Raw genomic sequence first — 12,450 nt, forward strand, 5'->3', positions numbered from 1 at the left:
TCGTCCCACCCCACTACGGAGTACGCACCATGAGTGAATCCGCCGCTTTGTCGACCATCCGCTGGGAACAGGACGAGACCGGCATCGTCACGCTGGTCCTGGACGATCCCGACCAGTCCGCCAACACCATGAACAACGCCTTCAAGTCCTCCCTCACCGCGGTCGCCGACCGCCTGGAGGCCGAGAAGGACAGCATCCGCGGCATCATCTTCACGTCCGCCAAGAAGACCTTCTTCGCCGGCGGCGACCTGCGCGACCTGATCGCCGTCACACCCGCCCAGGCGCAGCAGGCCTTCGAGGCGGGCAACGGCATCAAGCGCGATCTGCGCCGTATCGAGACGCTGGGCAAGCCCGTCGTCGCCGCCATCAACGGCGCGGCGCTGGGCGGCGGCTACGAGATCGCGCTCGCCTGCCACCACCGCATCGCCCTCGACACCCCCGGTACCAAGATCGGTCTGCCCGAGGTCACCCTCGGCCTGCTGCCGGCCGGCGGCGGCGTCACCCGTACGGTCCGGCTGCTCGGCATCGCCGACGCGCTGCTGAAGGTGCTGCTGCAGGGCACGCAGTACAACGCCACCCGCGCCAAGGAGGCCGGGCTGATCCACGAGGTCGCGGCCACCCCCGAGGAGCTGCTGGCCAAGGCCCGCGCCTTCGTCGAGGAGCACCCCGAGTCCCAGCAGCCCTGGGACGTCAAGGGCTACCGCATCCCCGGCGGCACGCCCGCCCAGCCGAAGTTCGCGGCCAACCTCCCGGCGTTCCCCGCGAACCTCAAGAAGCAGCTCAACGGCGCGCCGTACCCCGCCCCGCGCAACATCCTCGCCGCGGCCGTGGAGGGTTCCCAGGTCGACTTCGAGACCGCGCAGACCATCGAGGCGCGGTACTTCGTCGAGCTGGTGACCGGCCAGATCTCCAAGAACATGATCCAGGCCTTCTTCTTCGACCTGCAGGCCGTCAACTCGGGCGCCAACCGGCCCAAGGGCATCGCGCCCCGCAAGGTGGAGAAGGTGGCGGTCCTCGGCGCCGGCATGATGGGCGCGGGCATCGCGTACTCCTGCGCCAGGGCCGGGATGCAGGTCGTCCTCAAGGACGTCTCCCTGGAGGCGGCCGAGAAGGGCAAGGCGTATTCGGAGGGGCTGCTGGCCAAGGCGCTCTCCCGGGGCCGTACGACCGAGCAGCAGCGCGACGAGCTGCTGGCGCGCATCACGCCCACCGCGGAGCCGGCCGACCTCGCGGGCTGTGACGCCGTGATCGAGGCGGTCTTCGAGGACGTCGGTCTCAAGCACAAGGTGTTCAAGGAGATCCAGCACATCGTCGCGCCCGACGCCCTGCTGTGCTCCAACACCTCCACGCTGCCCATCACGCTGCTGGCCGAGGGGGTCGAGCGCGACCAGGACTTCATCGGGCTGCACTTCTTCTCGCCGGTCGACAAGATGCCGCTGGTGGAGATCATCAAGGGTGAGCGGACCGGCGACGAGGCGCTGGCCCGCGCCTTCGACCTGGTCCGCCAGATCAAGAAGACCCCGATCGTGGTCAACGACTCGCGCGGCTTCTTCACCTCCCGTGTGATCGGCCACTTCATCAACGAGGGCGTGGCGATGATCGGCGAGGGTCTCGACCCGGCCTCCGTCGAGCAGGCCGCCGCCCAGGCCGGCTACCCGGCCAAGGTGCTGTCCCTGATGGACGAGCTGACCCTCACCCTGCCGCGGAAGATCCGCCAGGAGACCAGGCGGGCGGTCGAGGAGTCCGGCGGCACCTGGCAGCCGCACCCGGCCGACGAGGTCATCGACCGGATGGTCGACGAGTTCGGGCGTCCCGGTCGCAGCGGCGGCGCCGGCTTCTACGAGTACGGCGAGGACGGCCGGCGAGCGGGCCTGTGGTCCGGACTGCGCGAGCACTTCGCCGAGGAGGGGGCCGGTATCCCCTTCATCGACATGCAGGAGCGGATGCTCTTCGCCGAGGCGCTGGACACCGTCCGCTGCTTCGAGGAGGGCGTGCTCACCTCCGTCGCCGACGCCAACATCGGCTCCATCTTCGGCATCGGCTTCCCGGGCTGGACCGGCGGCGTGATCCAGTACATCAACGGATACCAGGGCGGGCCGGGGCGGGAGGAGCGCGTCGGCCTGCCCGGGTTCGTGGCCCGCGCCCGCGAACTGCAGGCGGCCTACGGCGACCGGTTCGCGCCGTCGCCACTGCTGGTCGAAAAGGCCGAGAAGGGCGAGAAGTTCAGCGACTGACGGGGCACGGGGCGGGCCGCCGCGGCCCGCCCCGTCACTCCGGCGGGGCCTGCGGGCCGCTGTCGAGGCGGTTCGCCTCGCCCTCCTTGCCGAACCACTCCCGCAGCTCCTGCTTCATCGACCGCTGGAAGGCGGTGACCAGTGCCTGCACCACCATCGGCTGCATATGGGCGGAGAGCGACTTCATCCGCGCCATCTCCTCCGCGTCCGGCCCGCCGTCCCGGTACGGCTCCCACACCTCGTCCTTGAACAGCCGGCTCAGCTCGCGGGCCGCCGAGCGGGTGTGCTCGATGACGACGGTGCGCGCCGCGAGGATGGTCTCCAGCGCGATCGGCACGTCCAGCAACCGGGTGCCCAGGTGCAGCAGACCGGGATCGACCCGGAAGACCTTCGGGTCCTCGGTCCGTACGAGCACGCTCATCGCCGCCAGCCGGTCCAGGTCCTCCTCGGTCAGCTGCCGGCCGACCCGGCGCTCCAGCTGCTCCCGGGTGGCGTCCTCGGCCTTGTCCGGAACCCAACTCGCCACCAGCGCACGGTGGATGGCCAGGTCCTGGGCGCTCAGGTCGGGCGGCAGCTGCGCCAGATAGCGTTCGATCGCGGAGAGCGTCAGGCCCTGGTGCTGGAGTTCCTCGATGAGCGCGAGCCGTGAGAGGTGGTCGGGGCCGTAGCGGCCGACCCGGCGCGGGCCGAGCTCCGGCGGCGGCAGCAGACCGCGGGTGCTGTAGAAGCGGATCGTGCGGACCGTCACTCCGGCACGGGCGGCCAGTTCGTCGACGGTCAGACCGGTGGCGGACTCCATCATGTTCAACAGTATTGCTGTCTCACCACTCTTGTGAAACCTTCTGGAACCTTCCCGACCGCGCTGCGCCCAAGGTCGGCGCCGCGGTTCGGCCCGCCGATCAGGCCCACCTCGTCAGGTGCTGGAACGGCACCGGCGCGTTCCGGCGGGGTTCGGAGGGACGCTGCGGGAGCCGGCCGGGCATCCGGAGGTATGGGCGGAGGTCGAGCGGGCCGTCCCGGCGGCGAATTCCCGCCTGAACCGAACGGAACAGGTCAAGAAGTTTTCGCTGCTGAGTGCGGAATGGGGTCCGGAATCGGGTGAACTGGCGCCCTCCTTGAAATTGCGCTGCCGGATAATTACCGCCAAATACGGACAAATCTTGGATGGCCTATACACGCTGTGATCTTGCACACAGACGGGGGGCCACTCTTCAGGGAAGGTGTGCCGTCGGCCGCCGCGCGATCCGCGGGATCCGGCCATCGCTCGAGCGCCTGCCCCATTAGGCGACGCCTGCCCGAAAGCGAGATTCACCAGCAGTGAGCACAGAAACCGTCACCGAGACAGCCCAGAGGTCACCTGACGGGGGGAGCGCCGCGCAGCAGGATGCGGGCGATGCGGGCTACAGCAAGGGCCTCAAGGGCCGGCACATCAACATGATCGCCATCGGTGGGGCGATCGGAACCGGCCTCTTCCTGGGTGCCGGCGGTCGGCTGCACTCCGCGGGACCCGCGCTGGCCGTCGCCTACGCCGTCTGTGGCCTCTTCGCCTTCTTCGTCGTACGGGCCCTGGGCGAGCTGGTGGTGCATCGCCCCTCGTCGGGTTCGTTCGTCTCCTACGCCCGTGAGTTCCTGGGTGAGAAGGGCGCCTACGTCGCCGGCTGGATGTACGTCGTCAACTGGTCGACGACCGGTATCGCCGACATCACCGCGATCGCGCTCTACACCCACTACTGGAGCATGTTCACCGACATCCCGCAGTGGGTGATGGCGCTGATCGCCCTGGCGGTGGTCCTGTCGGTGAACCTGATCTCGGTGAAGATCTTCGGTGAGCTGGAGTTCTGGTTCGCGATCATCAAGGTCGCCGCGCTGGTCGTCTTCATGTTCATCGGCATCTTCCTGCTGGCCACCCAGCACCCGGTCGACGGCCACACACCGGGCCTGAACCTGATCACCGACAGCGGAGGCCTCTTCCCGACCGGCCTGCTCCCCGTGGTGATCGTGCTCCAGGGTGTCGTCTTCGCCTACTCCGCGGTCGAGCTGGTCGGCGTCACCGCGGGTGAGACCGCGGACCCGCAGAAGGTCGTGCCGAAGGCCGTCAACTCGATCATGTGGCGGGTGGGCATCTTCTACGTCGGCTCCGTGGTGCTGCTCGCGATGCTGCTGCCGTGGAACAAGTACACCGGCAGCGAGAGCCCCTTCGTCACGGTGCTGTCCAACGTCGGTGTTCCGGCGGCGGGCGATGTGATGAACCTGGTCGTGCTGACCGCGGCGATGTCCAGCCTGAACTCCGGGCTCTACTCGACCGGCCGCATTCTGCGCTCGATGTCGATGGCGGGCTCCGCGCCGAAGTTCGCCGGCCTGATGAACCGCAACCAGGTGCCGTACGGCGGCATCATGCTCACCTCCGCGGTGTGTGTGCTCGGTGTCGGGCTCAACTACTGGCTGCCGGGCCAGGCGTTCGAGATCGTGATCAACATCGCGGCGCTGGGCATCGTCAGCACCTGGTGCACGATCATGATCTGCCACATGGTGTTCGTGCGCCGCGCCAAGGCCGGTCTGGTCGAGCGCCCGCGCTTCCGGCTGCCGGGCACGCCGGTCACCGACATCGCGACCATCGTGTTCCTGGTCGGCGTCATCGTGCTGATGTGGTTCGACGGCGGTGTCGGCCGGCAGACCGTGCTGCTGATCCCGGTCATCGGCGCCGCGCTGGTCGGCGGCTGGTTCGCGGTCCGCGGCCGGGTGGCCCGGATCGCCCAGGAGCGCGAGCTGGCGAAGTAGTCGCGGTGTAGCGGACACCCGAGGAATCGAGGGCGGTCGCAGGGGTCGAGAGGCCTCTGCGACCGCCCTCGCGCTGTCCGGCCGCCGGTCAGCCGCCGACCACCGGGTAGTGGTCGGAGAGGTTGGTGTACGTGTAGTCCTTGCCCCAGCTGGAGACCGTCCAGGGCGCCGACTCCTCCTTGACCACCTCGTTCCGCCATCCGGCGGGCCGGGCGTGGCCGTTGCGGTGCAGGACGTGGTCCAGGTCCTCGCGGGGGTCGTCCGGGTAGCGGTACTTCGCGATGGAGTTGTCCTGGGTGTCGAAGGAGTACGGGTGGCCGGTGCGGCTGTCGGCGGGAGCCAGGTCGCCGTTGTCGAGCAGCGCCTGGTACTCGTCGCTGTGCGAGTCGACGTTCAGATCGCCGGCGACCATGACCTCCTCGTCCGCCGGGATGTGCTTGGCGTCCAGGAAGGCGTCCACCTCCTTGAGCTGCTTGGCGCGGTCCGCGGCCGCCTCGCCCGCTCCGCAGCCGGAGTCGGTGGACTGGGTGTGGGTGCCCACGACGTGCACCTTGGCGCCGTCGACGTCCAGCACGGCATAGACGAAGCCCTTGTTGGAGAAGGAGTCCGAGCCGCAGGCGTCCTTGTAGACGTACTGCTCCTTGCGCAGGACCGGCCACTTGCTCAGCAGCGTCACCCCGCCGTCCTCCGGGGTGGTGGCCGAGTAGGCACCGCCGGTGGCGTCCCAGCCGTCCTTGCTGCGGCCGACCACCGGCGTCTGGTGCGGGTACTGCGCCGCGGCCCGGGACTTCAGGGCGTCGGAGGAGGAGTTGTCGAACGCCTCCTGGAGGACGACGACATCGTGGCCCTGGAAGAAGTCCGCGTCCGCGATCGCCCGAGCGCGGTGGTCCTGGCCCCAGTTGGGGTAGAGGTTCTTGCTCATGAGGAAGGCGTTGTAGGTGAGTACCCTCAGATGAGGGGCGGTGGCGGCCGAACTGGGGGCCGCGGCGGCGAGGGTGACGGCGGCCAGGGCGGCGGCTGCCGCGGCGGCCCGGGACACGCGCAGCGGAGAAGGCGACACGGGGACTCCCTGTGGGGTGGGGGTGAGTTCCGGCGACGCACATCAAATCAGCTGGGGTTACTTCGAGGTAACCGTCCGGGGGCAACGAGATGGAGGGGAACGGGATTTACCGCACGCGGTGTGTGACCGGCCGCGGCCGCGCGGGGAGGCGGCCGATTCCGGGCCGGTAGCGGGACGAGCCGGGTGGAGCGGCCGCGGGGCCCGGTGGCGGGTCGCCAGGCCGGCGGCACCGTGGCGGGCCGGAACACGCGCCGGCCAGGAGTGGCCCCCCGTACCCGCGGGCCACCGGGAGCCGCCGTATGATGATTAATGCCATGAATACGGTGGAAACATACCCAAAGCCCCCGCCGGTCGGAGGTGTGCTCTGGTCGATGGCCGGGGACATCCGCATGCTGCTCACCCTGCCGCCGGCGCTGACGATGCAGGTCGCGCACCCGGCGGTGGGCGCCGGCGTGGACGACCACTCCGTCTTCCGCACCGACCCGTGGGGCCGCGGCGAGCGCTCGCTGACCTCGCTGCAGCTGTGGGTGTACGGCGGCGAGGGCGCGGCCGAGGAGGGGCGGCGGCTGCGGCGGCTGCACCGGACCATCCAGGGCACCGACGCCCACGGCCACAGGTACCACGCACTGACCCCCGCCTACTACGCCTGGGTGCACGCCACCGGCTACCCCGTGTTCCGGCACGCCCAGCGCTACCTCGGCCGCCCCTTCACCGAGGCGCAGGAGCGCCGGCTCTACGCGGAGTGGCTCCAGGTCGGCCGGATCCTGGGTATCCACGACCGCGATATGCCGCAGACCATCGAGGAGTTCTGGCCGTACTACCGCAAGGTCCTCGACAACGACCTCGAACAGACCGTGGTGGTACGGGAGTTGATCGCGACCGACCCGCAACTGCCGGTCCCCGACCGCGGTCCGCGCTGGCTGCGGCTGCTGCTCCGGCTCACCTGGCCGTGGCTGCGCCCGCGGTTCGCCCGCTTCCGGCGGTTCGTCACGATCGGGCTGATGCCCCCGGACGCCCGGGAGGCCATCGGCCTGGAGTGGACCGATGCGCAGGAGCGCCGGCTGCGCCGTTTCGGGCGGGTGGTGCGCGCGGTGGTCCCGGTCCTGCCGGAGCGGCTGCGCTTCATGCCGATCGCGCGCCGGGCCCGTCGGGCGGCACGGAAGTAGCCGCGCACGAACGGAGCCGGGGGCGGGGTACCCGCCGCCGGCTCCGGATGGTTCACCCGTCCACCGGATCAGTGGCCGTGTGCCTGGTGCACGTCGTGCGTGGCCGCGATCTGCTTCCACGACTTGGGCTGGGCGACCGGCCCGAGCTGCGCGCCGAACGTCCGCTTGACCGCGCCCGCCGCCGGCTTGTTCGGCTGGAACAGCCAGGTGTCGAAGAAGTCGGCCAGTTGCTTGCCGGACTTCTCCTCGGCGAACTTCACAAAGTCCGCCACCGAGGCGTTGCCGTAGGTGTGCTCGGTCTGCCAGGACTTGAGGATGTTGAAGAAGACCTTGTCGCCGACCTTGTTGCGGAGCGCCTGGAGGGTCAGCGCACCACGATCGTAGACGGCGCCGTCGAACTGGTTCTCCGCGCCCGGGTTGCCCGGCTTGACCTTCCAGAACGGGTCGTCGGCCGGGTGCTGGGCGTAGACGTAGTCCGCCAGCTCCTGAGCGGTGCCCTCGCCCTCCTTCTCCGACCACAGCCACTGGCTGTAGGCGGCGAAGCCCTCGTTGATCCAGATGTCCTTCCAGTCCTTGAGCGAGACGTTGTCGCCGTACCACTGGTGGGCCAGCTCATGCACCACGACCGAGACGTTCGTGCCGCGGTCGAAGACCTTCTTGCCGTAGAAGGGGCGGGTCTGGGTCTCCAGCGCGTACCCGGCCGGCACGTTGGGGACGTAGCCGCCGACCGCGTTGAACGGGTAGGGGCCGAAGACGCTCTCCAGCCACTCGGTGATCTCGGTGGTGCGCTCGATGCTGGCCTTCGCCGAGCCCTCGTGGGCGCCGAGGTCCTTGCTGACGGCGTTGATCACCGGCAGGCCGTTCGCGGTCTTGTCGGTGGTGATGTCGAACTTGCCGACGGCCAGCGTCGTCAGGTACGTCGCCTGCGGCTTGTCCGAGCGCCAGTTGTAGCGTGTCCAGCCGAGCTTGGAGGACTGCGAGGCCAGTACGCCGTTGCTCAGGGCCTGGGTGCCGTCCGGGACCGCCACCGAGATGTCGTAGGTGGCCTTGTCGGTCGGGTGGTCGTTGCTCGGGTACCACCACACGGCGGCGTCCGGCTCCTGGGCCACCACCCCGCCGTCGGGCGTACGGGCCCAGGCGGAGTAGCCGTCTATCTTCAGCTCGGAGGGCTTGCCCGCATAGCGGACCACCACGCTGATCTGCTTGCCCTTCTCCAGCGGCGTGGCCGGGGTGACCTCCAGCTCGTGCTTGCCGGACGTGGCGAAGGCGGCCTTCTTGCCGTTGACCCGGATCTCGCTGACCTTCAGGCCGAAGTCCAGGTTGAAGCGGGAGAGGTCCTGGGTGGTCTTGGCGAGCAGCGTCGCCGTGCCCTCCAGCAGGTCCGTCTTCGGCTGGTACTTCAGGCGCAGGTCGTAGTGGGAAACGTCGTATCCGCCGTTGCCGCTCTCGGGGTAGTAGGTGTCGCCCACACCGGGAGCGCCGGGCGAGAAGTCGGCCGCCGATGCCGGGATCGCCAGCAGCAGGCTGAGCGCGGCCGCGCCCGGGACGAGGAGTCTGTGACGCACGAGTCCTCCAACTCGTAGGGGGGATGGCTCGCTTCAGACCTTATGCAGTCCTCCGGGCCGGAGTCATGTACATGGCCCGATCTGACACATGACCGACATGAACCACCATCTGCCCCGGTGGTCCTTCGCGCCACCGGCCCCACATCCGTCACTGACCACGCGGCCGCGGTCACCCGTGCTCTTACGCCGGCGAGTTGAGCCGCGCTACCGTCCGCCCGTGACGAATCCTGCGCGGTTCCCCCGCATGCCCTTCACAGCGCTCGTGCTGGCGGCCGTCGTCGCCCTGCTGTCCGCCCTGATCGGGCCGGCCACCGCGCAGGCGGCGCCCGGCGAGAGCAGTCCCGTGTACTCCTACGACCGCGCGATACGCGCATCGGTCTGGGTCGACACCGGGCTCGACGGCGACGAGGACGGGCGCACCGACCGCGTCGCCGTCGACATCGTGCGGCCCTCCGAGCCCGCCCGGCAGGGCCGCCGGGTCCCGGTGATCATGGATGCCAGTCCGTACTACTCCTGCTGCGGACGCGGCAACGAGAGCCAGAAGAAGACCTACGACGAGCAGGGCCGGCCGGTCCAGTTCCCGCTCTACTACGACAACTACTTCGTGCCGCGCGGCTATGCGACGGTCCTGGTCGACCTGGCGGGCACCAACCGGTCGGACGGCTGCGTCGACGTGGGCGGCCGCCACGACATCCAGTCGGCCAGGGCCGTCGTCGACTGGCTGGGCGGCCGGGGCCGCGCCTACACCGCCCGCAGCGGAGGCAGACCCGTCACGGCCGACTGGTCCAACGGCAGCACCGGCATGATCGGCAAGAGCTGGGACGCCACCATCGCCAGCGGCGTCGCGGCCACCGGCGTCAAGGGCCTCAAGACCATCGTCCCGATCGCCGGCATCTCCTCCTGGTACGACTACTACTTCGCCAAGGGCGCCCCGCTCTACGACTCGGGCCCGGACGGCCTCGCGCACCTGGTCGAGAGCCCCGACGCGCAAAGAGGCTGCGCCGCCGTACAGCGCAAGCTCGTCGAGGGCGCGCCGCGCAGTGGCGACTGGACCGGTCTGTGGACCGAACGGGACTACGTCCGGGGCGCGAGCAAGGTCCGGGCCAGCGTCTTCCTGGTCCACGGCATGCAGGACCTCAACGTCCGTACCCGCAACGTCGGCCAGTGGTGGGACGCGCTCGCCCGGCACGGCGTCGAGCGCAAGATCTGGCTCTCCCAGACCGGGCACGTCGACCCCTTCGACTTCCGGCGCGCGGACTGGGTCAAGACCCTGCACCACTGATTCGACCACTATTTGATGGGCTACGACAACGGCATCGACCGCGCCCCGATGGCCGATGTCGAACGCTCCCCGGGCAGCTGGACCACCGACCCGCGGTGGCCGGCCCCCGGCACCTCCGCCACCAGGGTGTGGCCGCGCGGCGGCAGCGCCCCCGGCGTCGGCGTCCTCGGCACCGAGCAGGCCCCGCCGGGCACGACCGAGACCTTCACCGACGACCCGCGGCTGAGCGAGGCCGACTGGGCCGCCCACATCGACCAACCCACGGCGGCCAAGGCCGGGTTCACCACCGGGCCGCTGCGCGCACCGCTGCGGCTGTCCGGCTCCGGCACGGTGACCGTCACCGCCACGCCCAGCACCACGACCGCCCACCTCTCCGCCGTCCTGGTGGACCTCGGCCCCGACACCATCCGCGACTACGCGGACGAGGGCGAGGGCATCACCACCCTCGACCGGCGCACCTGCTGGGGCGAGGGGACCAAGGGCGACACCGGCTGCTTCAAGGAGACCGCCGCCGACACCCGGCAGGTCGCCCACACGGTCTTCAGCCGCGGCTGGGCCGACCTCGGCAACTACGCCGACCCGCACAAGGGCCGCCCGCTCACCCCCGGCAAGCCCTACACCATCACCCTGGACCTGGCCGCCAGTGACCACATCGTGCCCGCCGGACACCGGCTCGCGCTGATCGTGGCCGGGACCGACGCCGGCCTGATCGACCCGCCCTCCTCCCGGCCGCGGCTCGCCCTCGACATGGCCCGCACCTTCGCCGAACTGCCGCTGACCGGCGGCGCCCCGGCCTTCGCACGGGCCACCGGGGGCGCGCCCCGGCAGACGGACGGCGCGGGGCCGCATGACGGGATCGCCCCGCCGCACTCGATCAGCCGGCTGCCGAACGCCGGATGACCGGGACCGCCCCGCAGCGGGCGGCCCGGCCCGACCCCCACCGCACCCCCACCCCCACACCGCTCCACCAAGGGAGGCACCTCCTCGTGATACTCCGCTCCCGCCGCCTGGCCCTCGGGCCCCTGGCCCTCGCTCTGACCGCCGCGCTCAGCGCCGCCCTGTCGGCCTCGCCCGCCGGTGCGACCGGACCCCGGACGCCCCGTACGGGATTCGAAACCAGCCATGGCGCCCGCTGGACCAGTCAGCACGAGGAGCAGGAGTTCCTCGCCACCGTCGACCGCGCCACCGCGCGCGTACGGATCGAGCGGATCGGCAGCACCCGGCAGGGCCGCCCGCTGCAGCTGGTACGCATCGGCGCCCCGGCCCCCGGGGGCCCGGCGGAGGTGCGGCGCGGCAACTCCGTCCTGCTGATCTGCTCCCAGCACGGCGACGAGCCCTCCGGCCGCGAGGCCTGCCTGGCCACCGTCCGCGACCTCGCCTACGCCGAGGACCGGGCGACCCGGCGCTTCCTGGAGCGCACCACCGTGCTGGTCGTACCGACCGCCAACCCCGACGGCCGGGCCGCCGACACCCGAGGCAACTCCGAGGGGGTGGACATCAACCGAGACCACCTCGCCCTGCGCACCGCCGAGGGCCGGGCGATGGCCGCGGTCATCCGCGACCACCGCCCCGACACCATCTACGACCTGCACGAGTACGGCCCCACCGTCCCGTACTACATGAAGGACGTGCTGTCGCTGTGGCCGCGCAACCTCAACACTTCGGACGCGGTGCACCGCGAAGCCAGCTCGCTCTTCACCGACTTCCTCGGGCCCGCCGTCCGCAGGGCCGGATTCAGCACCGGCGTCTACGGCATCTGGACCGACCCGGAGACCGGCGACCCCGTCCAGCAGGTCGCGGGTGACGGCCAGGAGCGCATTCTGCGCAACACCGCCGGTGTGAAGGGATCGGTCGGGCTGCTCGTCGAGACCCGTGTGGACCCCCTCACGGACGCCGAGAAGGCCGACCCCGCGCTCAACAACCGACGCCGGGTCGCCTCCCAACGGGCCGCGCTGAAGGGCCTGTTCACCTTCGCCGACCAGCACCGAGCCCGCGTCGAGGCGGCCACCGCCGCGGCCCGGCTCGCCGGATACGCCGACCACGGCCCGGTCTACCTCGGCGGCGCGGACAACGAACCCGCCCCCGACGACAAGATCCTGTCCGACCCGCCCTGCGCCTACCGCCTGGACGCCGCCCAGTTCGCCGGGATCAAGGACGAGCTGGACCTGCACGGCGTGGCCTACCGGCGGGGCCGGGACGGCGGCGCGGTCGTCCCGCTGCGCCAGTCGCTGCGCGGACTCGTCCCGCTGCTGCTGGACCGGCGGGCCGATTATCACCTTACGGTCGCGACGCCCCTGGACGTCTGCCGAGGTGTGGTAGGGGGTAACGGGTAAGGAAAATATGGGCTATTGAAAGGTTGACTACG

General features: G+C 70.5%; 7 protein-coding genes and 2 pseudogenes. 6 read left to right on the forward strand and 3 right to left on the reverse strand.

Annotated features, from left to right (window positions below):
• The first annotated feature begins 29 nt into the window (after positions 1–29).
• A complete protein-coding gene (locus AC0680_RS01125; protein ID WP_478623811.1) occupies positions 30–2,234 on the forward strand; it encodes a 3-hydroxyacyl-CoA dehydrogenase NAD-binding domain-containing protein in 2,205 nt (734 codons plus the stop codon).
• A gap of 34 nt (positions 2,235–2,268) precedes the next feature.
• Here the strand turns inward: AC0680_RS01125 and AC0680_RS01130 are convergent, their stop codons facing one another.
• Positions 2,269–3,036 carry a MerR family transcriptional regulator gene (locus AC0680_RS01130; protein WP_478623814.1) on the reverse strand — a complete coding sequence of 256 codons (768 nt, stop codon included), beginning with the start codon at positions 3,034–3,036 and terminating at the stop codon, positions 2,269–2,271.
• A 172-nt stretch (positions 3,037–3,208) separates the two neighbouring features.
• On the opposite strand from AC0680_RS01130, the pseudogene AC0680_RS01135 reads away from it, so the two are divergent.
• Positions 3,209–3,418, forward strand: a pseudogene (locus AC0680_RS01135) (long-chain fatty acid--CoA ligase); the annotation flags it as partial.
• Between the two features lie 133 nt (positions 3,419–3,551).
• On the forward strand, positions 3,552–5,012 hold the full coding sequence (locus AC0680_RS01140; protein ID WP_478623816.1) for an amino acid permease: 1,461 nt from the start codon (positions 3,552–3,554) through the stop codon (positions 5,010–5,012).
• Between the two features lie 88 nt (positions 5,013–5,100).
• On the opposite strand, the gene sph is transcribed toward AC0680_RS01140, so the two are convergent.
• Positions 5,101–6,072 carry a sphingomyelin phosphodiesterase gene (sph, locus tag AC0680_RS01145; protein ID WP_478623819.1) on the reverse strand — a complete coding sequence of 324 codons (972 nt, stop codon included), beginning with the start codon at positions 6,070–6,072 and terminating at the stop codon, positions 5,101–5,103.
• A 314-nt stretch (positions 6,073–6,386) separates the two neighbouring features.
• Between sph and AC0680_RS01150 the strand changes: the two genes are divergently transcribed.
• On the forward strand, positions 6,387–7,238 hold the full coding sequence (locus AC0680_RS01150) for an oxygenase MpaB family protein (RefSeq protein ID WP_478623822.1): 852 nt from the start codon (positions 6,387–6,389) through the stop codon (positions 7,236–7,238).
• 68 nt (positions 7,239–7,306) lie between these two features.
• Here AC0680_RS01150 and AC0680_RS01155 read toward each other — a convergent pair whose 3' ends face one another.
• Positions 7,307–8,803, reverse strand: a complete 1,497-nt coding sequence (locus tag AC0680_RS01155) for a M1 family metallopeptidase (protein ID WP_478623825.1) — start codon at positions 8,801–8,803, stop codon at positions 7,307–7,309.
• Positions 8,804–9,047: 244 nt separating this feature from the next.
• Here AC0680_RS01155 and AC0680_RS01160 point away from each other — a divergent pair.
• Together AC0680_RS01160 and AC0680_RS01165 are read left to right on the forward strand one after the other, a co-directional pair.
• Positions 9,048–10,985: pseudogene (locus tag AC0680_RS01160) on the forward strand (Xaa-Pro dipeptidyl-peptidase).
• Between the two features lie 86 nt (positions 10,986–11,071).
• Positions 11,072–12,418, forward strand: a complete 1,347-nt coding sequence (locus AC0680_RS01165; protein ID WP_478623827.1) for a M14 family metallopeptidase — start codon at positions 11,072–11,074, stop codon at positions 12,416–12,418.
• Positions 12,419–12,450: the final 32 nt, after the last annotated feature.

The sequence above is a fragment of the Streptomyces sp. NPDC043738 genome (assembly GCF_056436545.1).